The sequence below is a fragment of the Rhizobium oryziradicis genome, assembly GCF_001939045.1.
Taxonomy (GTDB): domain Bacteria; phylum Pseudomonadota; class Alphaproteobacteria; order Rhizobiales; family Rhizobiaceae; genus Allorhizobium; species Allorhizobium oryziradicis.
The window spans coordinates 103323-129778 of record NZ_MKIM01000021.1 but is presented as its reverse complement, the minus strand read 5'-3'; the positions used below and the strand labels follow the sequence as shown (position 1 = coordinate 129778).

General features: G+C 55.2%; 24 protein-coding genes. 18 read left to right on the top strand and 6 right to left on the bottom strand.

What is annotated here, in order from left to right:
- Window positions 1-97 precede the first annotated feature (97 nt).
- From BJF95_RS03425 to dhaL (BJF95_RS03405), 5 genes are all read left to right on the top strand, one after another.
- Entirely contained in the window at window positions 98-871 is a 774-nt protein-coding gene (locus BJF95_RS03425) for an SDR family oxidoreductase (RefSeq protein WP_075638052.1), read from the top strand.
- A gap of 100 nt (window positions 872-971) precedes the next feature.
- Complete coding sequence (locus BJF95_RS03420) at window positions 972-1964, top strand: dihydroxyacetone kinase subunit DhaK (RefSeq protein WP_075638133.1); 993 nt, start codon at window positions 972-974, stop codon at window positions 1962-1964.
- Between the two features lie 96 nt (window positions 1965-2060).
- Complete coding sequence (gene dhaL, locus BJF95_RS03415) at window positions 2061-2702, top strand: dihydroxyacetone kinase subunit DhaL (protein WP_075638051.1); 642 nt, start codon at window positions 2061-2063, stop codon at window positions 2700-2702.
- Between the two features lie 135 nt (window positions 2703-2837).
- Window positions 2838-4925, top strand: a complete 2088-nt coding sequence (locus BJF95_RS03410) for a bifunctional sugar-binding transcriptional regulator/dihydroxyacetone kinase subunit DhaK (protein WP_075638050.1) — start codon at window positions 2838-2840, stop codon at window positions 4923-4925.
- A gap of 44 nt (window positions 4926-4969) precedes the next feature.
- Window positions 4970-5611 carry a dihydroxyacetone kinase subunit DhaL gene (gene dhaL, locus BJF95_RS03405; RefSeq protein WP_075638049.1) on the top strand — a complete coding sequence of 214 codons (642 nt, stop codon included), beginning with the start codon at window positions 4970-4972 and terminating at the stop codon, window positions 5609-5611.
- An 82-nt stretch (window positions 5612-5693) separates the two neighbouring features.
- Here the strand turns inward: dhaL (BJF95_RS03405) and BJF95_RS03400 are convergent, their stop codons facing one another.
- The 5 genes from BJF95_RS03400 to BJF95_RS03380 all read right to left on the bottom strand — a co-directional run bounded on the left by BJF95_RS03400 (window position 5694) and on the right by BJF95_RS03380 (window position 10467).
- On the bottom strand, window positions 5694-7100 hold the full coding sequence (locus tag BJF95_RS03400) for an aminotransferase (protein ID WP_210187716.1): 1407 nt from the start codon (window positions 7098-7100) through the stop codon (window positions 5694-5696).
- A 15-nt stretch (window positions 7101-7115) separates the two neighbouring features.
- Window positions 7116-7805 (bottom strand): aspartate/glutamate racemase family protein, encoded by a 690-nt coding sequence (locus BJF95_RS03395; RefSeq protein WP_075638047.1) that lies wholly within the window; start codon window positions 7803-7805, stop codon window positions 7116-7118.
- Complete coding sequence (locus tag BJF95_RS03390; protein ID WP_175577191.1) at window positions 7798-8715, bottom strand: 3-hydroxyacyl-CoA dehydrogenase NAD-binding domain-containing protein; 918 nt, start codon at window positions 8713-8715, stop codon at window positions 7798-7800. Before BJF95_RS03390 ends, BJF95_RS03395 begins: the two co-directional genes overlap by 8 nt.
- Window positions 8716-9004: 289 nt before the next feature.
- Window positions 9005-9700, bottom strand: a complete 696-nt coding sequence (locus BJF95_RS03385; RefSeq protein ID WP_075638045.1) for a GntR family transcriptional regulator — start codon at window positions 9698-9700, stop codon at window positions 9005-9007.
- Window positions 9701-9918: 218 nt separating this feature from the next.
- Window positions 9919-10467: a TetR/AcrR family transcriptional regulator gene (locus tag BJF95_RS03380; RefSeq protein ID WP_075638044.1), complete on the bottom strand. Its 549-nt coding sequence runs from the start codon at window positions 10465-10467 to the stop codon at window positions 9919-9921.
- A 172-nt stretch (window positions 10468-10639) separates the two neighbouring features.
- On the opposite strand from BJF95_RS03380, the gene BJF95_RS03375 reads away from it, so the two are divergent.
- The 8 genes from BJF95_RS03375 to BJF95_RS03340 all read left to right on the top strand — a co-directional run bounded on the left by BJF95_RS03375 (window position 10640) and on the right by BJF95_RS03340 (window position 19651).
- Complete coding sequence (locus BJF95_RS03375; protein ID WP_075638043.1) at window positions 10640-11248, top strand: short chain dehydrogenase; 609 nt, start codon at window positions 10640-10642, stop codon at window positions 11246-11248.
- A 238-nt stretch (window positions 11249-11486) separates the two neighbouring features.
- Window positions 11487-12926 (top strand): aldehyde dehydrogenase family protein, encoded by a 1440-nt coding sequence (locus tag BJF95_RS03370; protein WP_075638042.1) that lies wholly within the window; start codon window positions 11487-11489, stop codon window positions 12924-12926.
- Between the two features lie 297 nt (window positions 12927-13223).
- Window positions 13224-13982, top strand: a complete 759-nt coding sequence (locus tag BJF95_RS03365; protein WP_075638041.1) for an SDR family NAD(P)-dependent oxidoreductase — start codon at window positions 13224-13226, stop codon at window positions 13980-13982.
- 77 nt (window positions 13983-14059) lie between these two features.
- Window positions 14060-15529, top strand: a complete 1470-nt coding sequence (locus tag BJF95_RS03360; RefSeq protein ID WP_075638132.1) for an aldehyde dehydrogenase family protein — start codon at window positions 14060-14062, stop codon at window positions 15527-15529.
- Window positions 15530-15573: 44 nt separating this feature from the next.
- The gene (locus BJF95_RS03355; protein WP_075638040.1) at window positions 15574-16956 is read left to right on the top strand and encodes an aspartate aminotransferase family protein; all 1383 of its coding nucleotides are present in this window, start codon (window positions 15574-15576) and stop codon (window positions 16954-16956) included.
- A gap of 36 nt (window positions 16957-16992) precedes the next feature.
- Window positions 16993-18369 carry a glutamine synthetase family protein gene (locus BJF95_RS03350; protein ID WP_075638039.1) on the top strand — a complete coding sequence of 459 codons (1377 nt, stop codon included), beginning with the start codon at window positions 16993-16995 and terminating at the stop codon, window positions 18367-18369.
- Entirely contained in the window at window positions 18369-18848 is a 480-nt protein-coding gene (locus tag BJF95_RS03345; RefSeq protein ID WP_075638038.1) for a DUF3237 domain-containing protein, read from the top strand. Before BJF95_RS03350 ends, BJF95_RS03345 begins: the two co-directional genes overlap by 1 nt.
- A gap of 110 nt (window positions 18849-18958) precedes the next feature.
- Window positions 18959-19651 carry a type 1 glutamine amidotransferase gene (locus BJF95_RS03340; RefSeq protein WP_075638037.1) on the top strand — a complete coding sequence of 231 codons (693 nt, stop codon included), beginning with the start codon at window positions 18959-18961 and terminating at the stop codon, window positions 19649-19651.
- Between the two features lie 56 nt (window positions 19652-19707).
- Here the strand turns inward: BJF95_RS03340 and BJF95_RS03335 are convergent, their stop codons facing one another.
- Complete coding sequence (locus tag BJF95_RS03335) at window positions 19708-20397, bottom strand: GntR family transcriptional regulator (RefSeq protein WP_075638036.1); 690 nt, start codon at window positions 20395-20397, stop codon at window positions 19708-19710.
- Window positions 20398-20577: 180 nt separating this feature from the next.
- Here BJF95_RS03335 and BJF95_RS03330 point away from each other — a divergent pair, with 180 nt between their 5' ends.
- The 5 genes from BJF95_RS03330 (at window position 20578) to BJF95_RS03310 (ending at window position 26327) form a co-directional block, all read left to right on the top strand.
- Window positions 20578-21672 (top strand): ABC transporter ATP-binding protein, encoded by a 1095-nt coding sequence (locus BJF95_RS03330; RefSeq protein ID WP_075638131.1) that lies wholly within the window; start codon window positions 20578-20580, stop codon window positions 21670-21672.
- A gap of 3 nt (window positions 21673-21675) precedes the next feature.
- The gene (locus tag BJF95_RS03325) at window positions 21676-22596 is read left to right on the top strand and encodes an ABC transporter permease (protein ID WP_075638035.1); all 921 of its coding nucleotides are present in this window, start codon (window positions 21676-21678) and stop codon (window positions 22594-22596) included.
- The gene (locus BJF95_RS03320; protein ID WP_075638034.1) at window positions 22589-23395 is read left to right on the top strand and encodes an ABC transporter permease; all 807 of its coding nucleotides are present in this window, start codon (window positions 22589-22591) and stop codon (window positions 23393-23395) included. The genes BJF95_RS03325 and BJF95_RS03320 overlap by 8 nt, the downstream gene beginning before the upstream one ends.
- A gap of 95 nt (window positions 23396-23490) precedes the next feature.
- On the top strand, window positions 23491-24531 hold the full coding sequence (locus BJF95_RS03315) for an extracellular solute-binding protein (protein WP_075638033.1): 1041 nt from the start codon (window positions 23491-23493) through the stop codon (window positions 24529-24531).
- Between the two features lie 128 nt (window positions 24532-24659).
- Window positions 24660-26327: an amidohydrolase gene (locus BJF95_RS03310; RefSeq protein WP_075638130.1), complete on the top strand. Its 1668-nt coding sequence runs from the start codon at window positions 24660-24662 to the stop codon at window positions 26325-26327.
- Window positions 26328-26456: the final 129 nt, after the last annotated feature.

Genomic DNA, 26456 nt, shown 5'->3' with positions numbered 1-26456 from the left:
AGGCGATTGCCCAGCACCAGCCAACAGGTTTTTCCAAAACGCTTTCCAAACCAAAATCTCGACAAAACAAGCCAGAACAAAACAAGGATGTCGCATCATGACGGCACAGGCCCCAGATATCGATTTGAATTTCCCGCTCACGGGCAAGGTTGCCCTCGTCACGGGGGGAGCCTCCGGCATTGGTGCTGCCATTTCCGAGGCCTTTGTTGCCAAGGGCGCGCACGTTGCGGTGCTGGATATCAACGCCGAGGTTGCCAAGGCCAAGGCGCTGGCACTGGGTGATCAAGCGCGCGCGTTTGAATGCAATGTCGCCAATCCAGCCTCTGTTCAAGCCGCTGTCCGCGATGTTGTCTCTGCCTTTGGCGGCGTTGATATTGCGGTCAATAGCGCGGGTGTTGCGGTGTTGGCACCAGCCGATCAGCTCTCGGAGGAGGATTGGGATAAAACCATTAACATCAACCTCAAGGGCAGTTTTCTGGTGACGCAGGCCGTTGGCAAGGTGATGATTGCGGCGGGCAAGGGCGGCAAGATCATCAATCTTGCGTCGCAGGCGGGCACCGTTGCCATTGAAGATCATGTTGCCTATTGCGCGTCAAAATTCGGCGTTATCGGCATGTCCAAGACCTTTGCCGCCGAATGGGGACGCCATGGCATTTGTGTCAATACGATTTCGCCCACCATTGTGCTGACGGAACTGGGCAAGAATGCCTGGACTGGCGAAAAGGGCGAGGCGGCCAAAAGGCGCATTCCCAATGGTCGGTTTGCCTTTCCTGAAGAAATCGCCGCCGCCGCTGTGTTTCTGGCCTCCAGCGGAGCCAACATGATCAATGGTGCGGATCTGCTGATTGATGGCGGCTACACCATTCTATGAGCTTTTCACAAAAACAGATGTGACACCACCAAAGGCTGGGGCTGACAGCTCGGAAGCGAGCAGATCAGCCGCCTGCATGGACCAGCAAACAGGAGAGACAATGCAACGTTTTGTCAACAATCCCGATGAAGTTGTCGAAGATACAGTGAAGGGCTTCATTAAAGCCCATTCTGATCATGTCCGACTGGCTGAAAACCCGCGCGTGGTTATTGCAAAACACGGGCCGCGCGCAGGCAAGGTCGGCGTGGTGACAGGCGGTGGTTCCGGCCATGAACCTGCGTTTATGGGCTATGTCGGCAAGAACATGCTGGATGCGGTTGCGGTTGGAGAGCTGTTTTCATCGCCCACGGCAAAAAGCTTTCATCATGCCATTGTCGAGGCCAATGGGGGGCGGGGCGTTGTCGTGCTCTATGGCAACTATGCCGGTGACAATATGAACGTCAAAATGGCCATCAAACTGGCCGCAAAGGATGGCATCGAGGTGGCAACCGTGGTTGCCAATGATGATGTGTGCTCTGCGCCTTTAACTGAGCGCGAAAAACGCCGGGGCGTGGCGGGCGAAATTTTTATGTGGAAGATCGGCGGTGCCAAAGCCGCAACAGGTGCCTCGCTGGAAGAGGTGCGGGCCGTGGCACAACGGGCCATCGATCAATGCCGATCCATTGGCGTTGGCCTAGGACCTTGCACCTTGCCAGCCGTTGGCCATCCGAATTTCCAGATTGAAGCGGGCACAATGGAAGTTGGCATTGGTCACCATGGGGAGCCGGGTGTGCGGGTTGAACCGTTAAAATCCGCACGCGACGTTGCCAAAGACATGTGCGACATCGTGTTGGAGGACCATAATCTGCCAGCCGGAAGCGAAGTTGCGGTGCTTGTTTCCGGGCTTGGGGCAACACCTGTCAACGAGCTTTACATTCTCAACGACACAATCGAGACAGAGATAACAGCCCGCGGGCTGGTGATCTACAAAACCTATGTCGGCAATTACTTCACCTCGCTGGACATGGTTGGGGCCACACTGACCGTTATGGCCCTTGATGCGGAGCTGAAAGCGCTTCTCGACATTGAGGTCCAGTGCACCACTCTTCTATAGAGCATCGGACCGATGCTCTAAGTTTTTGTTTACGCATCGGATTTATCTGAAAACCGGTTCCCACTTTTCAGCCGATGCTCTAAGAGGACGTAAAGAATGCCGACATTGAACAATGCCAACGCAAGTGCCATCGTCCTGTCCATGGCCGAGCGGATTGTGGAAAACCGCGCCTATCTCAGCGAAATCGATGGCAAGATTGGTGATGGAGACCATGGTGTCAACATGGCAAAAGGCTTTGCCATGGCGGCAGACAGGCTGAAGGGCGAAAACAGCTCGCTTGCCGCATCCTTTGAAACGCTTGGCACCATTCTGATGAGTGAAATTGGCGGCTCCATGGGGCCCCTCTACGGGGTGATGTTTCTGGAGTTTGCCGAAACACTGGCGGACGTTGAGGATATCGACAGTGCCCTGTTTAGCAAGATGCTCCATGCCGGGCTTGAGGGTATTCAGTCGATTGGTTCTGCCAAAGTTGGCGACAAAACGCTGATTGACAGCTTTGCGCCAGCCGTTGACGCTTTCGATCGGGCGATTGCGGCCGGCGCATCCTTTGCAGATGCGCTGGATGCGCTGGTTGTGGCCGCAGAGGAGGGGCGGGATTCCACCATCAATCTGGTGGCCAAAATCGGCCGCGCCAGCCGCTTGGGAGAGCGCTCGCTGGGCGTGCTGGATGCCGGTGCGACCTCCTGCGCTATTCTTCTCAAAGCCTTGTGTTTCGGAGCGAAAGATCGGCTGAGATAACCTGTTTATCCTGCGCCACGTCACTGCGGCGCAGTTCTCGTGAGAATTGTAATGTTGATATCATCACCAGCGGGTGACTCTTGTCTATGACCATGATTACTTTATCTCACCAGAAACCGGAGTCCCCAGGCATTGATGGCGAGCAAGCTACCAAAAACAACCGCAAGCAAAGACACGGGCGTGGATATTGCGGGTCCGATTCCGCTGCGATATGGCGATGATCCCTATGTCTGGGCGTGCTGGTTATATTATGAAGAGAACCGTACCCAGCATGATATTGCTGAAATCATGGGCATATCGCGCGCCACGGTCAACAGCTACCTTGCCGAGGCCCGCAATCGTGGCATTGTCAATATTGCACTGGAGCCATCGCGTCTCAGTTCGCTGGCGATCGCGCAAGAGCTGAAGCGGCATTTTGGTCTTCATGATTGTCTGGTGGTGCCAAGCGATGATGGCTCGCGCGCCTTGATTGACAGGCTGGGCAGCGCCGGTGGGCAGGCCATGGGAAGACTGCTGAAATCGGGCGATACGCTTGCCGTTGCTTGGGGCAGAACTGTCTTGGCGGTTGCGGAGCGGACGCCTGCGAGTGGCCTTCAGGATGTGACCATTGTTCAGGCAACCGGCGGCACAAGAGCCAGCTTTTCCTACACACCCGAACTTTGCGCCAGCGCCATGGCCAGAGCCACCGGTGCGCGACTGATCAGCCTGACGGCCCCAGCCCTTGTGGCCAATGCTGCCGTGCAATCCGCTTTTTTAAACGAGAGCCTGATTCAGGAGCAGTTCGGGGCGCTGTCTCGTGCCAACAAGGCGTTGTTTGGCATCTCGTCCCTGCGGCCCAATTCCACCATTCACACCAGCGGCTTCTTTGAGGATATCTCCATTCAGGCCTATCTGGCCAAAAACGCGGTGGGCGTGGTGGCGGGCCGCTTCATTGACTCCTATGGCCAAGCCGTCAGTGGTCCTCTGGATGAGCGCACCATCGGCTTGTCTCTGGATGTTCTCAAAGCCATGCCAAGTCGCATCGCTGTTGCAGGCGGCTTCGATAAGGTTCCGGCCATTCTAGCAGCCCTTCGCGGTGGTTTCATCAGCGTCTTGATCACCGATGCCGCAACGGGGCGCGGTATTCTCAACGCTGACGGCGTTGCGGAGATAGACCAGAAACTATCACAGCGTATCCGCGGTGACACCAGTCCTGCTGTTGCACACACCATTCGCAGCCACGTCAAAAAATTCCTCAACGACCCCGATGATGTGGTGGATGAAATGCTGGAGGGGGCAACCAAAGCCCATGCCGCCTATCTTGCGCCCATCAAGACATCCAACCGGGCGCTTGTGGCTTGCCATGGTCCCCGGCCGGGCAAGGTAGGGCTGGTGATTGGCGGTGGCACGGGGCATGAGCCTTGCTTTATGGGCTATGTTGGTCGCGGTTTGGCCGATGCTGTTGCTATTGGCAACGTGTTTTCCGCACCCCCTCCCGGACCTATACTGGAATGCGCCAAAGCGGCATCAGGCGGCGCGGGTGTATTGTTTGTCTACGGCAATTACGCCGGAGACGTGATGAATTTCGAAATGGCGGCCGAAATGGCTCAGGAGCAAAGCATTCCGGTGCGAAGCATCCTGACGACCGATGACATTGCCTCGTCTCCGATTGAAGACAAGGAGGGTCGCCGTGGCGTGGCTGGCAATGTCTTCATCTTCAAGATCGCCGGTGCCGCCTGCGATCAGGGGCTTTCTCTCGACCAATGCGAAGCGCTGGCCCGAAAAGCCAATGATCGCACATTTACCATCGGGGTGGCGCTCGAGCCCTGTTCCATGCCGCAAACACAGCGTCACAATTTTGAAATCGGACCGGATGATATTGAAATCGGCATGGGCATTCACGGCGAGCGCGGCGTGATGCGTGACCGCATGATGCGCGCCGATGAAATAACCGACCGGGTGATGGACCGGATCTTCAGCGAGATGAAAGCGCCTGCAGGTTCCTCTGTGGCGGTGCTGGTCAACTCCTTTGGCGCAACGCCTTTGATGGAACTCTATATCCTGTTTCGCCGCGTTGAGCAGCGGCTGAGCGCCAAAAACATCACAATCGAAGTCAACTGGATCGGCCATTACTGCACATCGCTGGACATGGTTGGCGCGTCCATTTCAATCCTGCATCTTGATGCGGAATTGTCGCAATTGCTCCGCCACCCATGCGACACCGCATCATTGCGTATTCCCTGACAACCGAACTGGCGGTGCGCGCCGCCGATATGAGGACATGACCCATGGCGCAGGCCGCACACGATCTTAGCCGGATGTTTCAACTGATCTGCGCGGTCATGCGCGAGCACAAGGATCATTTGTCCGAACTGGATGGCGCGATTGGCGATGCTGACCACGGCATCACGATGGCGCTGGGCTTTTCTGCCGTCAACAGCGCCATTGCAAGGCTTGATGTTCAGCTGACCTTGCCATCGCAAATTCTTGATACGGCGGCCACGGCTTTTCTTGATGCCGTGGGTGCATCCACGGGGCCGCTCTATGCCAGCGGTTTGCGCAAGGCCGCCCGTGCCCTGCAGCCGGAGGAAAGCCTCGATCGGCGCGGCCAAATCGCCTTGATTGAGGCCATAACCCTTGGCATCAAAGAGCGGGGCAAGGGGCAGCGTGGCGACAAGACCATGCTTGATGCCTGGATACCGGCCATGGAGGCAGCCCTTCAGGCCGCACAACACGATCTCGACCTTGATGCGATGTGGGAGAGAATTATCACGGACGCAGACGCGGGTGCCCAGTCCACCGGCGCAATGGTGGCGGTGCGCGGGCGCGCAGCGCGCCTGGGTGAACGCTCCCTCGGCCATATCGATCCGGGTGCCGCATCAGCGGTGTTGATCCTCAACGCAATGCGGGCCACCTTCACAGGACGATAAATGACGCGCCTTGCAGCGAGGATGCTGCGCTCGTTATGCCGCGGATATAACATGCGACAGCGCCGATTTTCCCGGACAAACTCTAACCCAAGAGTGCTGTGAGTTCCGGGGTTGCAGCCGTCAGAGCCGATGCATAGCGATCTGCGGCTTCGTCAATGTCTGCTGCCGTAATAGACAGCGGTGGAGAAAACGAATTCACGGGCACGAAGGGCAGCGCGCGTGTCAGCACGCCCTTCTGAGCGGCGTGGCGTGCTACAATCTTGTGAGGCGCGCTTCCTTCGGGAAAGCTTTTCCGTGTGGCGCGATCGGCCATAAACTCGACCCCAACCATCAGGCCGACCCCTCTCACATCTGCGACATAAGGATGACCGGCAAGACGGTTTTTGAGCGCGCCCAGAAGATGCGGCCCAAGGCGGGCAGAGTTGCCCACAAGATCCTCGCGCTCGATCACATCAAGATTGGCCATGGCAACGGCGCAACCCACCGGATGGCCGGAATAGGTAAAGCCATGCATGAAGGTGCCATTCTTTTCCGATACGGCTTCGAGAACCGACCAGATCCTGTTTGAGACGATAGAAGCCGACATGGGGAAGTAAGCGCTGGTAAGCCCCTTGGCCAGCGAGACAATATCGGGTCGCAGCTTGTAGGTGCCGGTGCCAAACCACTGCCCTGTGCGTCCGAAGCCGGTGATGACCTCATCGGCGATCAGCAAAATATCATGGCGGTCAAGAACGGCCTGGATTTTTTCGAAATAGCCCTCTGGTGGAAGAAACACGCCGCCGGTGCCCATCACGGGCTCTGCGATGAAAGCGGCAATTGTCTCTGGCCCTTCCTTGGCGATCAACGCTTCAAGGTCGGCAACCATGCGGTCGGTAAATTCAACCTCGGTCTCACCGGCGTTGGAAAAGCCAAAATAATGAGGGCAGGACGTGTGCAGCACACCCTCGATCGGCTGATCGAAATCCTTGTGATAGGCCGAAATGCCGGTGAGGCTGCTGCTGGCATGCGTCAGGCCATGGTAGGCACCCAATCGCGCAATGAATTTCTTCTTTTTTGGTAGGCCGCGCATATTGTTGAAGTAGCGCACCAGCTTATAAGCCGTGTCATTGGCGTCTGAACCTGAGGTGCCGAAAAATACCCGCGCCATGTGCGGCGCTGCTGCTTTTTCTCGGAAGAGGGTCAAAAGCCGGTCCGCCAGTTCAATGGCAGAAACGGAGGCCGCACCGCCAAACAAATGCTGGAAACTGAGTTTCTTCATGGATTGGGCTGCGGCATCCGCCAACTCGTCGCGGCCATAACCCACGTTGACACACCACAGCCCGGCACCCATATCGATAAAGTCTTTACCCGCGTGGTTGCGAAGATGCACACCCTCTGCCTGCGAATAAATTGCTGGTCCATTCTTCATGACATCGGAAAGCGACGAGACCGCATGGAAAAGGCTGTTGCGGTCCATATCTTCAAGGTTGTAGTTCGACGCTTGGTCCATCGTGTAAATAGCCTTTTAGAAGGATGGAGGCGCAAGACGAGCCTTGAGGGCTGCCACAGCGCTTCCTGGTGTTGTCAAAACAGGGGCTGATATAACCCCGCGAATAGGATCTGCTGCCCGCGCCAGTGAGAATTGCCCCAGAACGAGCACATCGAGATGTTCGAGGGCCCGGCTGGCCTCGACCGCCAATTGATCGTGGCGGTCACCATCACCTGCTTTTAATGCTGCCAACGCACTGTCTGCGACGATGGTGGTAACGCGAATGTCTTTTCCCCGCTGCTTTGCCATCGCGTGCAACTCTTCTTCGAGGGCAGCACTGGATGGGCCAAAGGTCACGAGCAGGCCGATGTTTGATCCGATCGCCAGCGCGTCTTCAAAGGCGGCTTCATTGGGCCGCAGCACGGGAATGGGGAGTTTTTCCTTCACGGCATCAATGGCTGGACCGAAAGCAGAGCAAGTAAAGAGGATGGCTTGGGTTTGCCCCGCCTTGCCCGTCGTGGCCGTTGCATAATCAGCAAGCGTTTGAAACCTCTGCATCATTGGTTGATCCAGATGTCCAAGATCGGCAAGGTCGATGGCAAGCGACGTGTCTAGCAGGTCGAAACAAAAAGCCTCTGGCCACATGTGCGCAAAAGCATTGCGCGCCGGATAGACCGATTCTTCCAATGCGTGAATAAGAGCAATGCGGGGTGTTGGCTCAACCACGGGCGATCTCCCGCGCCTTCAGCGCATTGATCAGCTTAAAATCACGATCAGCTTCCAGCTCTTCAATCGAGCGGCCTGCCGCCTCCTGGGCAATCCCGTCAATGAGCGCAGCGCAGACTTCGGGCGTCAGGTCCGGACTTCCCAGCGATTGCCAGCGACGAACCTGACTTGGCCCCAGATGTTGCAGATAGTGGGATATGCCGCCAGTGCCGCCGCCGAGGTGATACACCATATGGGCGCCAACGACAGACCAGCGAAGACCGGGGCCATGCACCAGGGCTGCATCGACGGCTTCAACATCGGCAATGCCTTCTGCAACAATATGAACGGCCTCGCGCCAAAGTGCAGACGCCAGACGGTTGGCAATGTGGCCCACCGCATCTTTTTTCAGGCGCACCGGATGGCGACCAAGGTTGCGATAAATGGCTTCTGCCTGCACGACAATAGCATTATCTATGCCATAGAGCTCCACCAGTGGCACAAGATGGGGTGGATTGAAGGGATGCGCTGTGACCAACCTGTGAGGCCATTGCAAATCGGGTGAAATATCAGACCAGGTCAGGGCCGATGTGCTGGATGCGATGATGGCTGACTGCGGCGCATTCTCCTCAATTTCGCGCAACACTGCGCGCTTGAGGGGAATATTTTCCGGCGCATTTTCCTGAATGAGAACCACACCGGCCACCGCTTCGGCAAGCGTTTCCGTCACCGTCAGGCAACCTGCACCCGTTGCACCAAGCTCACGCAACTGAGCGAGGGGGCGATTGACCCGCGCCCCAAAGCCTTCTGCGGTCTCTTGGTTCGGATCAAATGCCCGCACGTTATAGCCATGCGCGAGAAACAAGGCGGCCCAGCTTTCACCAATCAATCCGCAGCCAACAATGGCGATGCTGTCATTCTTTGGGCTCACTGTGCGCTTACCTCTTGGCAGGATATTAAAATCGCGATCTGCGATCGCACTTTGATAGACGCTTATTGAACGCCTTTCAAGCCCTTTGATCGAATGCAGGCTTCACCTCAGACGGCACCGCGCAAGGGCAGAGGATGACCGGAGCGATCTTGTCCGAGAGCGGTCTGGACCTGGAGGTATTTTATCGGAGCTATTGGGAAAAGCTTTGGCAATGCCAGCACGATGCTATCACCCGATCGTAGGGTGTGATCAATATCTCTTTGAAGCAAAACAGATAAAGCGTGACGCCTCAGACATCTTCCGCAAATTTGCCATGCTTCAGCAAAAACGCCATGCCAGCCTGAACATCGCGGGTGATTTCCGCACCGGCATCCTCCGCGCGATTGTCAATCAAGGCCGCAATTGCTGCATCGTGGAAATTCGCATCGGTCATCTGGCTGAGATCTTTGTTGAGGTGCCGGAGGAATGGTGCTGCCAACAGCCACAGCAATCGAATGTGAAGAAACAGGATGTCTGAATTGCAATGCTTGTAAATCGAGAATTTGAGCCTTTGATTATAGTCCAGATAGAGATCGATATCATTTTTTGCGATCGCCTCTTCCAGACCCATGCCAAAGGTTTTCAACTCGTGCAGGCTTTTCTGGCTCATCCTGCCGCAGGCTGCCGTGGTCGCACGCCCCTCCAGTAAGGCACGAAGCTCCATGACATCCTGAAATTTCTTGCGGCTAATCAGCGGGATGGTGAAGGTGCCGTTGGCATTCTGGGTTACGGCCCCTTCCGCCACCAGACGCCCCAAAGCTGCCCTGACCGGCATATCACTGGTGCCCAGTGCTGCTGCCAATTTACGCGAGCTCACCTTTTGCCCCGGCTGAAAGCCGCCCCGCATCAAAACTTCGGTAATTCGCTCATAAACCTTCTCCTGCACAGATTGGTGGTCAATCGGCTGCATGGAAAGAACAGAGGGACTTACTTTATCGCTTTTCATTCGATACCTTGATCACCGCATAAAACAGCGGGCTGCATTCCGAAACGCTGCGCGGATAAAGCACACGCAGTGTTGGTCTGATCAAAAAAGGGCCTCAGCCGTCTGACTGTGATGCGAAATAGTCGATCATAGCCGCAACGCGACCGGGATGAGACGATTCTAATGGCACACTTATTTTCACTTTAAAAGATTGCATTCCATCACGGATGCCGCTTTTCTTAGCGCGGATACAACAGACCACTCAGAAATGTGACAATTTCTTCGGCCGCAAAGGCCCCCGATTCAGCTTTCGATGTGAGCTCTTTTGCTGCACCTGAAAACGCAACAAGCGTGATCAACGATGGAGCATCCGTGCCAAATTGAGCGAAAATCTCACGACAGGCCTGCAAAAAGGCCTCGTCACAGGACCGCCGAACGGCTTCCGTCTCAGCCGAGCCACACAACGCGCCCTCCAATGCGACCGCAGCAGGCCCTGCCCCAAGAATACAGCCTACATAAGAGTGTGCAAGCAGATCGGCAGCCTCTTGCGGGCTGCCAGCCTGGGTGATCTCGGTTCGCATTTTGTCGAGATATCGTTGACAATAGCGCAGATACAGGGCTGCCAGCAGACCCGAGCGGCTGATGAAATGCTCATAGGCAAGCGGCTTCGAAACGCCGCCCCGTTGGGCCAACCGTGCCAGTGTCATGTGCTCAACGCCATCAGCGGCAATCATGTCCCACGCACAATCCAGCAGGTGATCTCGCCGCGCCTCTGCGGTCATTCGCATTGTAAAAGCCCTCTTAGTGCGTTGACGAAGAAACTTACCAATAGTAAGTTACTATTTGTAGGTTATCAAACCATACCATGAGTGACCCGCAAAATCATGCGGATTGATAGAATTCCCTCGGTTTCGACGGTGTCGAACATCGAATAACATCAAGAATCGGAGACAGACAGCTATGAAAACCGTGATTGTAATTGGCGCAAGTGGCAAAATGGGCCAGGCTGCCATGACAGGGCTTGGACATCACCGCATCGTGACGGCCAGCCAGTCTGGCAACGGCTGCGACCACAAGGTTGACATTACGGACCCATCGTCGCTCCACGCCCTGTTTAAAGCCGTGGGCACTTTCGATGCGGTTGTGAATGCCGTTGGCTATTGCGAATACGCTCCCTTTGTCGAAATGACCGATGAGCAATGGCACACGACAATCAACAGTAAGCTGCTGGGGCAAATGAACATTGTCAAAATTGGATCCAGATATATTTCTGAAGGCGGTTCGTTCACGCTGATCTCCGGCATACTCTCGCTCAAGCCCATTCCAATGGCGATCGCCGATGCAACAACCAGTGGCGCAATCGAAACCTTTGCGAAATGCGTTGCCCATGAATTGCCCCGCGCAATCCGGGTTAATGTTATTAATCCGACCGTTCTGGAAGAATCCTGGGATGTTTATGGCGAGATGATGCCAGGCTTCCAGCCTGTACCCGGCAGTCTCGTTGGCAAAGCCTTTCAGAGATCCGTGGATGGCTTTATCACTGGCCAGATCCTGACCGTCGACGCCTGATGCCATGATTGGGCGCGCATTGCTTTGGTGGAGGTCGGCAAAATGTGATGTGCGCCCATTTATTTTGCGCAAACAGCCAATGCGTCAGGCCCTGAGACTGGGCTTCATGAAGCGACAGAAATTAAACCGTGCTTCTATTGCGCGATCGCAGATCGCATATTATAACCTTTCAATCTTCTGACATCGCGACCCGCGCCCGTGTTGGCGCCTTACCTTCGAAGCATTAACGAGGTGCATAATGACAACTGAGCAGTTCTATATCGATGGGCGCTGGGTCGCTCCGCTTTCAAGTGATGGAATGGATATTGTCTCGCCGGGAAACGATGCTGTCTGTGGTCGCGTGGCATTGGGATCTGCCGCAGATGTCGATCTTGCTGTGTCTGCCGCGAAGCGGGCGTTTGTAAGCTGGAGCCAGACCACGCCTGCCGAACGCCGCGCTGTTCTGGAGCGGGTCGTTAAGGTTTATGCCCGTCGGAGCAATGACATTGCCGATGCCATGATGCTGGAAATGGGCGCGCCTAAGACGCTTGCCCGCGGGGCTCAAGCTGGCGCGGGTCTTGGCCATCTCAAGGATTTCGTGCGGGCCATGGATCAAATTCATTGGGAACGCCCCTTGTTTCAAGGGGATACCGAAAATCATATTGTCATGGAGGCAAAAGGGGTGGCTGCCCTGATCACGCCTTGGAACTGGCCGATGAATCAGGTGACATTGAAGGTGGGCGCAGCACTTGCCGCAGGCTGCACCATGGTGTTGAAACCATCAGAACTGTCGCCGATCTCTGCTGCCGTTTTTGCTGAAATTCTAGATGAAGCCGGAGTGCCCGCCGGTGTGTTCAATCTGGTGCATGGTACAGGGCCCGTTGTTGGTGAAAGGCTTGCCGGACACCCGGACGTTGCCGTGATTTCGCTGACCGGATCGACCCGTGCTGGCATTGCCGTGACCAAGACCGGGGCCGATACCATCAAGCGCGTCGGTCTTGAGTTGGGCGGCAAGGGTGCCAATATCATATTTGCTGATGCGGATGTGGAAGCAGCGGCAACCCAGACGGCACAGCATATGTTTCGCAACAGCGGGCAGTCTTGCAATGCGCCGTCGCGGATGCTGGTTGAGCGATCGGTTTACGATCGCGCGGTCGCGGCAGCCGCGGCTGTTGCCGGTCAGGTCAAGGTTGGGCGTCCAGAGGCCGATGATACCCAGATGGGGCCTGTGGTCAGTGCGGCACAGCATCAGCGCATTCAATCGCTGATCCGTACAGGCATTAGCGAAGGTGCGGTGGTTGCCGCGGGAGGCCCGGACAATCCAGAGGGTCTGAATGATGGGTTCTATGTCAAGCCAACGGTCTTTTCAGGTGCCACCAATCAGATGACGATTGCGCGGGAAGAGATTTTTGGACCCGTTCTGACCATTATCCCCTTCGATGACGAGGCTGAGGCGGTGACAATTGCCAACGACAGCGTCTATGGGCTTGCGGCCTATATCTGGACCGGCGATTCCGAACGCGCGCGCAGAGTGTCACGCAAGTTGCGCAGTGGCATGATCCGCCTCAATGGTTCCGACCTTCCGTTTGGTGCGCCGTTCGGTGGCTTTGGCCAATCCGGCATTGGCCGTGAAGGTGGCGTCTGGGGTATTGAGGAATATCTTGAGGTGAAAGCCATCAGTGGTTGGACCGCGGCATAACGCGCGCAAGCAAAACATCATTTTGGCAAAACGCGCATAGGTGAACCCATGCTCGCCAAAGCGCGCATGTCACTATTGCTTTCGATCTAGGTCAGGCGGCTTTCAATCAGAAAGCCGCCTTTTGCATGTCAACAACAGCGATAGGACAGCACGCCCGCGCCCCTGGGCCTGCTTCGCAACGCACCTCCTTTTCTCATATGCTTTTCTTTAAAATGCCTTTTATCGCTCTTGATTTTTGCGATCGCAGATCGTAGAAATAATTTGATCAAATTATTTCTACGATCTGGAGATTTGCCCATGTCACTCGCGAATAAGGTTTGTATTGTGACGGGTGCCACGTCCGGCATCGGGCTTGCGATCGCAAGGGAATTGTCGTTGGAAGGTGCGCATCTTGTGCTCGTTGGCCGCAATGTCGCAAAAGGCAATGCAATCGCGGCCGAGCTTTCCCGCCAAGACCGGAAACCCTTGTTTGTGGCCGCCGACCTCGGCGATCGTGCGGCACCTGAGCGGATCTGCTCAGCCACGCTTGCGCGCTTTGGACGTATCGACATTCTTGTGAACAATGCGGGTCTGTTGATCAATGGCTCTGCGCTGGAGTGTTCCGATGAGGATTGGGACCGGGTGTTGGACGTCAATGTTTCTGCAGCGTTCAGAATGTCGCGTGCGGTTTTGCCGTCCATGCTCAAGCAGCGCTATGGCTCCATTGTCAATGTGGCATCGGACTGGGCATTGATGGGGGCAAGGGGTGCGGTTGCCTATTGCGTCTCAAAGGCGGCGCTCACGCAATTGACCCGCTGCATGGCCCTCGATCACGCCACCGACGGAGTGCGCGTGAATGCAATATGCCCAAGCGACACCGACACCCCGATGCTGGATCTTGCCTTTCCTGGAGACGATCGCGCAGCGAAAGTGCAAGCGCTTGCGGACACAATCCCCATGGGCCGTGTGGGACGGGTTGAGGAAATTGCCAAGGTTGCGGTGTTTTTGGCCTCGGACAACGCCAGCTTCATGACTGGCGCACTGGTGCCGATTGATGGAGGCACATCCGCGCAATAGCTGCAGCTCTTGGCAAAAAATGCCGTGCCGTGGCGATGGCCATCGCCGTGAACAGAAACGTTAATTCAGGTGCCGAAATGCGCCGCAACAGTGGAGTATCCGGGGTGCTGAGCATTCAACAAAACCTGATCGCTGGCATTTGGCGTGATGGCGCAAGCGTAACAGAAAACCGCAATCCGTCTGATGTTTCCGACCTTATTGGCCTCTATGCCAGCGGCACGGCAGACGATGTCGGTGCCGCAAGTGTCGCTGCGGCGCAGGCGCAGGTGGATTTTGCAAAAAAGGGCCCGCAAGTGCGGGCCGACCTTTTGGAAAAGATCGCACAGACGATCGAAAAACGTGAAGGTGAGCTCAGCACCATGCTGGCCCGTGAAGAGGGCAAAATTATCTCTGAAGCGCTGGCCGAAACGCGGCGCGCGGCCCAGGTGTTTCGCTTTTTTGCTGGCGAAGCCTTGCGGCTGCAAGGGGAGGCGCTTGCCTCTGTTCGCCCCGGTGTCGATGTCGAGATCATGCGTGAGCCGGTTGGCGTTGTCGGACTGATTACGCCGTGGAATTTCCCGATCGCCATTCCGGCCTGGAAGATCGCGCCGGTTTTGGCCTATGGCAACGCTGTGGTGTTCAAGCCAGCCGAGCTGACGCCCGGCACAGCCCATCTTCTGGCGCAAATCATTGTTGAGGCGGGATGCCCGGCGGGCCTGTTCAATCTCGTCATGGGTGCAGGCTCGCGCATTGGCCCGGCGATGCTCTCGGATGCCCATATTCAGGCAATCTCGTTTACGGGTTCGGTTCCGACCGGTCGCGGCATTGCGCGGACGGCAGCAGAGACGATGAAAAAGGTTCAGCTCGAAATGGGTGGCAAAAACCCCATGGTCGTGATGGAGGATGCCGATCTTGAGGTGGCTGTATCCGTTTGTCTCAACGGTGCGTTTTTCTCGACCGGTCAAAGATGCACAGCCTCGTCTCGCCTGATTGTGCATGAAAAAATTCACGACGCCTTTGTCGAAAAATTGTCTGCGCACATGCGCGACCTCAAGGTCGGGCCAGCTCTGGATGCCACAAGCCAAATCGGCCCTGTTGCTTCTGAGAGCCAGTTGAACGGCAATCTTGGCTATGTCGCTTTGGCAAAAGAGGAGGGGTGTGACGTTATCGGTGGTGAGCGGCTTGACGGCCCAACCAACGGATATTTCCAACGCCCCGCACTGTTTATCGGTGCCAGCAATGACATGCGCGTGAGCCGGGAAGAAATTTTTGGCCCCTGCGCCAGCGTCATCAAGGTCTCCGATTTTGATCATGCGTTGAGCATCGCCAATGATACGCAGTTTGGCCTTTCATCCGGCATTTGCACGCAAAGCCTGCGCTATTCGCGTGAGTTTCGGCGCAACAGCCAATCGGGCATGGTCATGGTCAATCTGCCGACCGCAGGTGTTGATTATCACGTGCCCTTTGGTGGCCGCAAAGCCAGCAGCTTTGGCCCCCGCGAACAGGGGCGCTACGCCGCCGAATTCTACACAACGGTCAAGACGGCCTACGTGTCTGCATCCTATTAAAAAAACAGCGCCGGTCGAGCCGAGCGCATCCGAGAGAGGGTTCCATGACGATTTTAAACAGCACCCGGGAATTGCAAATCACTGATGCCGCGCATCACCTGCACCCTTTCACCAATACGCGAGAGCTCAACGCGCGTGGCGTCCGCGTCATCACAACAGGCAAGGGTGTTTATCTGCATGATTCCGAGGGCAACAAGATCCTCGACGGGATGAGCGGTCTTTGGTGCGTGAATGTCGGTCATGGTCGCAAGGATATCGTCGATGCCGTGGCCAAACAGCTGGAAGAACTGACGTTCTACAATACGTTTTTCAACACCACCCATCCGCCCGTTGTTGCGCTGTCAAAGCTGCTCTCGGAAGTGACGCCCAAGCAATTCAACTATTTCCATTTTACCGGCTCCGGCTCGGAATCCAATGACACAATCTTCCGGCTGGCACGTTATTATTGGCAGTTGATGGACAAGCCGGAGAAGACGATCTTCATCTCCCGCAGAGGCGGCTATCATGGCTCCACCGTTGCCTCGGCATCACTGGGCGGCTTTGGGTCGATGCACGAGCAGGGTGGCCTGCCAATTCCAGGCATTTTCCACGCTCCACCGCCATCATGGTGGGCCAATGGCGGCGATTTGACCCCGGACGAGTTTGGTTTGAAGGTTGCCAATCAAACACTGGAACTGATTGACTCCATTGGTGCGCACAAGATTGCAGCGATGATCGGCGAGCCGATTATGGGTGCTGGCGGCGTCATCATTCCACCCAAGACCTATTGGCCCGCCGTGGCCAAGGGGCTGAAAGAGCGCGACATTCTGTTCATCTCCGACGAAGTGATCTGCGGCTTTGGCCGCACCGGGGAATGGTTCGGCTGCGAACTGATGGGCACCGAGCCTGACTTCATGACCATGGCCAAGGGTATTACATCCGGATATGTGCCCATGGGCTGCGTCGGCGTGTCAGACCGCATTGCCAATGTTTTGTTGGAAAAAGGCGGCGAGTTTGCGCACGGCTACACCTATTCCGGCCATCCGGCAGCATGTGCTGCGGCCATTGCCAATCTGGAAATTATCCGCTCGGAAAAGCTGGTGGATCGCGTTCGTGACGATATTGGCCCGTATCTTCAAAGCAAATGGAAAGCCCTTGCTGACCATCCAATGGTTGGTGAAGCGGTGATGGAAGGTCTTATTGGCGCTTTCCAGTTTACGCCAGATAAGAACGCCCGTTCCAACTTTGCCGATGAAGCCAAAATTGGTTTGACCGCCCGTGATTTCTCGTTTGAAAATGGTTTGGTCATGCGCGCTGTTGGTGATCGCATGGTCATTGCACCGCCATTGACGATTACCCATGCCGAAGTGGATGACCTGATGGAAAAGACCATCAAGGTTATTGATCTCACCTATGCCCATGTTCGAAAAAATGGGCTCATTGGCTAAGTTGAAATCCACACAGATGTTGAACTGGTAGTAAGCATGACAACAATATCACCAACCGGCTCTAACCTCGATGAAGCCAGTGAATTTCTCGCAAAATACCCTGAGGTCGAGGGTATCGATATTGTCATGACGGATTGCCACGGCATTGGCCGTGGCAAGATTATTCGCCGTCATGAACTGGCTTCGCTCTACACTTCGGGCCGTGCCATGCCGAGTTCCCTGTTTGGGCAGGATGTGGCCGGTGACGATGTGGATACGTCGGGGCAGGTGCTGGATGGCGGTGGAGACAAGCGGTGCTGGCCATTGCCCGGCACACTGGGCATGATGCCGCACACCAAGCGTGGCCAGGTTCTGGTGAGCATGTATGATGCAAGTGGGGAGGCCTATCCGGCCGAGCCACGGCATGCACTGGTTCGCCAGATCGAAAAGTCCGTAGCGAGCGGTTTCACCCCGATGGGTGCGTTTGAGCTGGAATTCTATCTGGTGGACCGCAAGCCTGACCAAACTGGTCGGTATCAGCCAGCGGGTTACGTGATGACGGGCCGACGCTCGCTCAATCGAAATACGATGGCCGTGGACGAACTGGATGAAATGTCGCCTCTGTTCGATGCCATTTATGAAGGGGCGGCCCATCTCGGTTTGACGCTGGAATCGTTGATTTCAGAATATGCGGTTGGGCAATATGAGTTGACCATTCGTTACCGCGACCTGCTGCGGGCCGCTGATGATGTGATCATTGCCAAGCGATTGATCCGGTCGTGCGCGAGACGGTTTGGCGTGGAGGCTTGCTTTATGGCAAAGCCCTTTGGTCTTGAAGCTGGCTCTGGCATGCATCTGCATCTGTCGCTGGCTGATAGGGCCGGCAACAATCTCTATGCCGACCAGGCAGATGGATCACTCAGCCCTTTGATGCTGCAATCCATCGCCGGCATCCGCAACACGGTCGGTGATACGATGCTGGTTCTGGCGCCCTTTCTCAATTCATGGCGCAGGTTTGCGTCGGCATCCTATTCGCCAGCATCGGATGATTGGGGCGTTGAAAACCGCACGGTGGCACTGCGCATACCGGGCACGCCGGGCAAAACCCGCCATTTCGAACACCGCGTTGCCGGTGTGGATGCCAACCCTTACATGGTTGCCACAGTGACACTCGCTGGCGCTTTGCGCGGGATTGCCGAAAAGCTGGATCCAGGCCCCGCTGTCGAAGGCAATAGCTATGCCGAGCAGCGCGCCAACAGCCTGCCCAAAAGCTGGCTTGAGGCCATTCATAGAACGGAGCAATCCAGCTTTGTGAAGGATGTTTTGGGCGCAAGTCTGCATCAGGCTTTCACCGCCGTAAAGCATGCGGAATATCAACGCCTTGCGCTTGAGGTGTCTCAAGCCGAATGGGATCTTTATGGGTTTGTTGTGTGATGACAGATGAAAGCTGCACGCCTATTTCTCCCGGTCTTGAATTTGTTTTCGATATAAATGCAGAGATCGGGCAGCCGCTGGATGGTGGTGTAGGTCGCAATGGCCATCGACGGATTATCCCCATTCTGGGCGGCGTGGTGCGTGGACCACGGCTCAACGGTCGTGTTTTGATGGGCGGGGCAGATTACGAGTTGATCCGCAGCGACGGCTGCTCCGTGGTGACCGCGCATTACACCCTTGAAGCCGATGATGGTACCCCGATTTATATTCGCAATCAGGGCCTGTTTATCGCCCCGCGCGAGACGGTTGTGCGGGTTGAAGCGGGCGATTTTGTCTCGCCGGACCAATACTATTTTCGGTCCGCGCCGATCTTTGATGCACCCATCGGTCCCCATTGCTGGCTGTCCGATGCGCTGTTTATTGCCTCCTGCGCGTTCAAGACCACAGATGTGACCATTTCTGTCTACAAAGTGACTTAAAGCGTATTGCGGCTTATCCGCCTCAGGAAAAATGCTTTAAGTATTTGTTTTTTCGATACCGCAAAGCCGCTGCAATCCTTTGCGAAACAGACTCTAGCCGGAGCAGTAAAATGACGCCGAAGCACAAGACAATAGGCATTCTGGTCACCGGGCACACGCCCGAGGAACTGAAGGAGGATTTCGGCACCTATGCCGATATGTTCGTGTCTATGCTCGGGGATTTCAACTTCACGTTTAAGCGCTATTTTGTTGTTGATGGTGAGTTTCCTGACGGACCACACGATGCCGAGGGCTGGTTGGTCAGCGGGTCGAAGTTTGGCGTCTACGAAGATTACGCCTGGATCCGGCAGCTTGAAGATTTCATCCGCTCGGTTCATGCCGCAAATGTGCCGATGGTGGGCATTTGCTTTGGACACCAAGCCATGGCCAAGGCGCTGGGCGGCGAGGTTGAAAAATTCAATGGAGGTTGGGCTGTCGGAACAACAACCTACCAGAGGCCTGAGCTGAACGAAGAGCAGGTGTTGTTGGCCTGGCATCAGGATCAGGTCATCAAGGCACCAGCCATCGCACAGGTTGTTGGCTCCAACGATTTCTGCCAAAACGCAGTGCTGCGCTATGGCGACTGGGGCCTCTCCTTTCAGCCGCATCCCGAGTTTAGCCCTGCATTTTACAAGGGACTGCTCGATACCCGCTCGTCCGTTCTGCCACTAGCCCTTGTTGAACAGGTGCGCGATGTCACGCAGCCTTTATCAACGCAGCCTGTGGTCCAGGAGATTGGTGAATTTCTGGCGCGCGAGCGTTGAAGAAGCAAAGTTGGGCGCTGTTGCAGCAGCTCTCACCGCAAGGACGTCACCGAGGGTCATTGTTTCTCAATCGATTGGGCTTTTGCTTTGTCTAAAAAGAAATGCCGCCCGAGATGACCAATACCGTCTTGAATATCCGCCGTGATTGCGATTTTGAGTGCTTCAATGTCTTTATCGCGGATGGCGGCTATAGCCTCGGCATGGCGGTCAACGCGGTAACTTTCGGCGAGATTGGCGGTTGCTGCACGCATAAACGGCCCAAGCCGAACCCAGATGGAATCCAGCAGGCTCAGCAGCACAAAACCGGAGTTCACCTCAAAAATGCAGCGGTGAAACGCGATGTTGAGCCGTGTTGCCCCCTGAAAATCGCCTGCGTCATAAGCTTCTTCAAGTTGTTTATCGATGGCCTGCAGCATGTCAATGCGTGCGGTCTCGATGTGCGGCAGCGCCCGCTCTGCCGCCAATGTCTCCAGCGCAATTCTGGTTGCAATGATTTCATCAAATTTCACAGGCGTCATATCTGGAACGCGAACACGCCTGTTGTCCATATATTCCAGCGCGCCATCGGCAACCAGACGGTGCAGTGCCTCGCGCACAGGCATGGCGCTCACCTTCAGACTTTCGGCAACGCCATTAATGGTAATGGGCAAGCCGGGTTCGACTGCTCCACACATCACTTGATCGCGCAGGGTTCTATAGACCCACTGCTTGGCCGATTCTGAGGCTCTTTTTTTTTCCTTGATCATTGCTCACTCTGCTTTGTTGCAACACGGACCATGCCCTCTCCCTATCATATGCGCGCAATCTGCGAAGAGTAACGGCAATGTTTTTTTAAAAAGCGCATTTAATTCTTGCAATTTGATCAAATTGAGTTTGATATGATCAAAACAATGCGATCGCAGATCACATAAATGGGGAATGAATGGATGACGCTTAATGCTGAAGCAGGGCACGGCGATGCTGTGGCTTTAGATGCTGTGACGAGAGATTTTGGCATCTATCGTGCCGTCAATGAAATCTCGCTTTCGATTGCCAACAATGAATTTTTTACGCTGCTCGGCCCTTCAGGGTGCGGAAAGACGACTCTCTTGCGCATGATTGCTGGTTTTGATTGGCCAACCAGCGGCCGCATTTTTGTGGCAGGCGATGAAATGACGCATTTGCCGCCCAACCGCAGACCCATTAACACCGTTTTCCAAAGTTATGCGCTGTTTCCGCATATGACTGTTGCCGAAAATATTGGCTTTGGACTTCGCATGCTGAAGCGTCCACGCGAAGAAGTCACAGCCACCGTTAATAAAATGCTGGATCTCATCCATTTGAGCGGTCGCGGTGATCAGTCTGTGACGCGCCTATCCGGCGGGCAGCAACAGCGTGTTGCCCTTGCGCGGGCGCTGGCACCGCGCCCCAAAGTTCTCCTGCTGGATGAGCCGCTTTCGGCGCTGGATCTGAAGCTGCGCAAGGCCATGCAGATTGAATTGAAACGCTTGCAGGCCGATACCGGCATTACCTTTATCTTCGTGACCCATGATCAGGAAGAAGCGCTGTCCATGTCAGACCGCATCGCGGTGTTGAGTGAAGGGTCGGTGCGACAGCTGGGAGCGCCCAGTGAGCTATATGACCGCCCTGCTGACCGGTTTGTGGCGGATTTCATTGGCGAAACAAATTTCCTGACCGTCGATGTGAGCGATATTTCGGCAGGAGCAGGGCGCGTCACATTGGCGTCTGGCGCTGTGGTGGGTGCCAAATGCCCCCAAGGGCTTGCCGCTGGAAAAGCAACGGCCGTCGTGCGCCCGGAGCATGCCCAACTTGTTACGAATGACGCCGATGCACTGCTGAGGGGGACGATCCGAGATGTCATTTATCTGGGAACAGATACGCATCTTCACGTTACCTTGTCTGATGGCGGTCATTTCATTGTGCGTCAGCAAAACCTGACGGCAGGCACGTGCGGTGTCGAGGCCGGTCAAACGGTTGCCATCGGCTTTGCCGAAGGCACGCTTCAGCTTTTGAAGGATTAGGCCATGAGCACTTTGTCTTTGCAGGAAAGCGCCCGCAAAAAGGCTGACATCCGGGGACGTTGGCTGAGATCGGCACCGGCGCTGGTTCTTGTGACGTTGGGTGCGGCGGCCCCTCTGCTCGTGGTCTTTATCTATTCGTTTTTAAGCCCCGGTGATTATGGGGATGTGAAATTTGAACTTTCGGGGCAGGGCTGGTTCGGCGTTCTGTTCGAGGTGGATTTTCTGGACGGCACCGTCTCGTTTGCCCAGACCAATCTGGATGTTCTGGTTCGAAGCATCAAACTCGCATTGCTGACGACACTGATCTGCGCCATTGTCGGCTTTCCAACTGCCTTTTTTATCGCAACCCGCAAGCGGCAGGTGCGATCCGTCTGGCTGTTTCTGATCACCATCCCGTTCTGGACAAATATGCTGATCCGCACTTTTGCGATTCAGGATTTGTTGCGCACAGAGGGGATCGTCAATTTCCAACTCTTACGTTTTGGCATCATCGATCAGCCTATTCAGTTTTTGTACACGGATACGGCTGTGCTTTTGGGCATGCTCTATGTCTTTCTGCCGCTGATGGTTCTGCCGCTCTATTCCAGTCTGGAGAAGTTTGATTTCCGGCTCGTTGAAGCGGCTTATGATCTCTATGCGTCGCGCTGGGCGATGTTGACCAAAGTGATCATGCCGCTTGCGGCACCCGGTTTGATTGCGGGGTCTGTGCTGGTGTTTATCCCGGCAGTTTCCAACTACATCGTTCCACAGCTTCTGGGGGGCGGCAAAAACATGATGATCGGCAATCTGATCGACCTTCAATTTGGCCAGGGGCGAAATTGGCCTTTGGGTTCTGCGCTTGCGGTGAGCCTAGTTGCCATCGTCTCCGTGGTTCTGGTGGTTGTCATGCGACGGGCAAAGGGCGCGGAGGTCTCCCATGGCTAAAATGAAAAGTACCTCCTATCTGCCAGGGGTTGCCCCTGTGGCGGCGCTGGTTTTCTTCTTCCTGTACGCGCCAATCGGCGTGCTCGTCTTATATGCCTTCAACGCGGGCACATCGGTGACGGGTTGGGAAGGCTTCTCTCTGCGCTGGTTTGCTGCTGCATGGAACGATCCGCATGTGTTTGATGCAGCCAGCCGCTCGCTCTTCATTGCCGCTTGTGCCTCTGTTATTGCCACGGCCGTCGCAACACCCGCGGCACTGGCAACCACACGAGTTGCCGAGTACCGTGGCAAGGGCTTGAAAACATCGATCATCAATTTGCCACTGCTGGTGCCAGAAATCGTAACCGCTGTGGGCCTGTTGATTGTGTTTTCGCGTCTCAAGGTTTGGACCGGCTACACAGGTATCGGATATATCGTCCTTGCCCACGCCGCATTCTGCGTTCCCTTTGCGTATATGCCGCTGCGGGCGCGCTTGTCGGACATGAACCGCTCATTGGAAAACGCCGCTTCGGACCTGTATGCCTCCAGCTGGCAAACCTTCAGATTCGTCACCTTGCCGATGATTTGGCCCGCCATCATTGCCGGCGGCATGCTCTCTTTCGTGATTTCCCTCGATGACGTTGTCATTACCGAATTCATCAAAAGCGGCGGGCAGGAAACCATCCCCACCTACATGCTGGGCCAGATCAGGCGTGGCGTAACACCCCAAATTAACGCGATCGCAACCGCCTTTTTAGCGATCTCCATTGCGATTGTGACGGTGTTTTACTTCGTCAACCGCACCGACAATCAGGAGTAGAACTTGTCCGGGAGCCATGGTCAGCTGCTTTCCCGAAACGACAAACCCACACCCTGGCCAACAACAAGTAGTAAAAAAAATAGAGGAGAACGATTATGGCCTGTAAATTTGCATTGGTATCGACAGCGGTCATAGGGTTGATGACCGCGTCCATGGGCACAGCTTCGGCTGAAGGTGCCCTCAATATTTTCACCTGGGGCAATTACACGAGCCCCGAACTGATCAAGAAATTCTCAGACACCTACAAAGTGAAAGTATCCATCACGGAATACGATTCGAATGACGCTGCTTTGGCAAAAGTTCGTCAAGGCGGAACAGGCTTCGATATCGTGGTCCCCAGTTCTCCCGTCATGCCAGTCTGGATCAAGGAGGGCTTGCTGCTTGAAACCCGACCAGACCAGATGGAAAACTTCAAGAATGTTGACCCGAGATGGGTGAATGTCGATTTTGACAAGGGGCGGCATTACAGCGTTCCTTGGGTTTGGGGTGCCACAGGGGTAACCGTCAACACCAAGGCTTATAAGGGCGACATCAATACCTCGGCACTCTTCATGGATCCGCCAAAGGAACTGGCTGGCAAGGTCAATGTTGTGCCGGAAATGTCTGATGTCTTGGCGCTGGCGACTTACTATGTTGGCGGCAAGCAGTGCACCGATGACAAAGCCGTTTTGCGCAAGCTGCGTGACACATTGAGTGCTGCAAAAAAGAAATGGGTGTCCATCACCTACAGCAATGAAAACCAATATGCCGGCGGTGAGTTTCTGGCTGGCGTGAACTGGTCTGGCGCGTCCTATCGCTCGCGCATGCTTGATGATGCCATCAAGTTTGGCTATCCGAAAGAAGGCTTTCCGCTCTGGACGGACAGCGTGGCCGTCCTGAAAGATGCGAAAAACGTCGAGAACGCCAAGTTGTTTCAAAACTTCATTATGGCCCCGGAAAATGCGGCCCTGATCTCCAACTTCAACCGCTATAACAATGGGATTATGGGGTCTGAGCAATATATGGACCCAAGCCTGAAAAACGCACCGGAATTATTCCCATCAGCCGAATTGTTGTCGCACGGCATTTTCACCATTCCGTGCTCGCCTGAGGTGCAAGCTATCTACAACAAGATCTGGACCGAAGTGATGCGGTAATCATCCTATCTGGCTGACACCCTGTTGATGTCAGCCAGATATCCAGACTGTCATGCAAGACATGTCAGTGCCCCCCGGCGCTGTACACAAACCTTGTGTTTCTCCATGTAATTTCCAGGATGTTCGTGATGACCGAAGCAGCTTCGATTGTAATTAAAAATGGCCGCGTTTTGACGATGGATGTGGACACACCAACGGCCAGCGCTCTGGCAATACGGGATAACCGTATTGTTGCGGTGGGAAACTGGGATGATGTTTCTGGCTATGTTGGTGATACAACCCGCATCATTGATGCGGGCGAGGGCACCGTTTTGCCGGGCTTCAACGAAGGACATATGCATATTTTCAGCGGGTCGGTCTCGCTGGTGCAGCTCAATGTGTATGGCCTCAAAGGATTTGAGGTACTGAAGGACGCTGTTCTGGACTATGCGAATGCCAATCCCGATTTGAACCTGTTGATCGGCAATGGTGCTGACTACGGCATTATCGAACCAAAACGCCTTAGCAGACATGATCTGGATGCCATCATAGCTGATCGCCCCTTTATCCTGTTCGCCTTCGACCATCACATCGCCTGGGCCAACACGCTGGCACTGGAACAGGCTGGTCTATTGCATGGCCGTGATGTTGGTGTGGGCAATGAAGTGGTGATGGGGCCGGATGGGCTAGCCACGGGCGAATTGCGCGAAGCAAACGCATTTGGCCCGGTTGTTGATCTCTCTGAAAGTGGTGGCCGGGACATGCTGGGCATCTCAACGGGCGGTGATCCGGAAAACATCACGGATGAGGAGCGCAACAGCGATATCGCGGTGATCAAGCAGGGGCTGGCCTATTGCGCTTCGCTCGGCATCACCTCCATCCAGAATATGGACGGCAGCCTCTACCAGCTCGAACTTCTCGAGGAAATCAAGAACACCGATGGCTTGCCCTGCCGCGTTCGCATGCCATTTCACATGAAGAATTTCATGCCGCTCAGCGATATTCAGGACAAAGCTGTGGCGTGGCGGGCGCGCTTTAACGACGATCATTTGCGGTCTGACTTTATCAAAATGTTCATGGATGGCGTCATCGAAGGTGAAACCGCCGTCATGCATGATGATTATGCCCATAAGCCGGGCCTAAAAGGCGATCCACTGTTTTCGCAAGAGGCGTTTGATGCCATCGCCATCGCGGCAACCAGGGAAGGTCTTCCGATTGCCGTCCACGCCATTGGTGATGGTGCCGTCAATATGGTCTTGAACGGGTATGAGGCGGGCATCAAAACCACAGGAAATGTGGCCATCCGTCACCGGATAGAGCATATTGAAGTGGTGTTGCCGACGGATATTCCGCGCTTCAAAGAGCTGGGCGTTGTCGCTTCCATGCAGCCTCCACACCCACCAGGCACAGGCTCCTTGCCGCTGCATCCTTGTATCGATTATATTGGCCGTGAACGCTGGCCTTATTCTTACGCATGGAGAACATTGGTGGATGCTGGTGCTAAAATGGTGTTTGCAACCGACTGGCCCGTATGCCCTCTGGATCCAATGGTGTCGATTGAGCAGGCCATGACCCGCCAGAAATGGGCGGATGATCTTCAGGATCAACGGTTGACGCTGCAAGAAACGCTGCAAGCCTATACGATTAACGGTGCCTATGTGGAAAGCATGGAAGACCGCAAGGGCATTTTGAAGAAGGGCTATCTGGCCGATATTGTTGTGCTTAACGGCGACGTTGAAGCCGTCCCATCCAACGCTCTGTCACAGGTTCGACCCGTGGTTACCATCTGCGATGGGCAGGTTACATTTGAGGCCTGACACGTGGTGGAGTGCATGTTCCGGCGCATGCCATGTGCGCCGGAACACCGTGCTTGCGTTGACGCAAGCGAAAAAGATACTAAATGGATTTTATGATCACCCGTGCGGGCGACGCCATAAATAAGGACG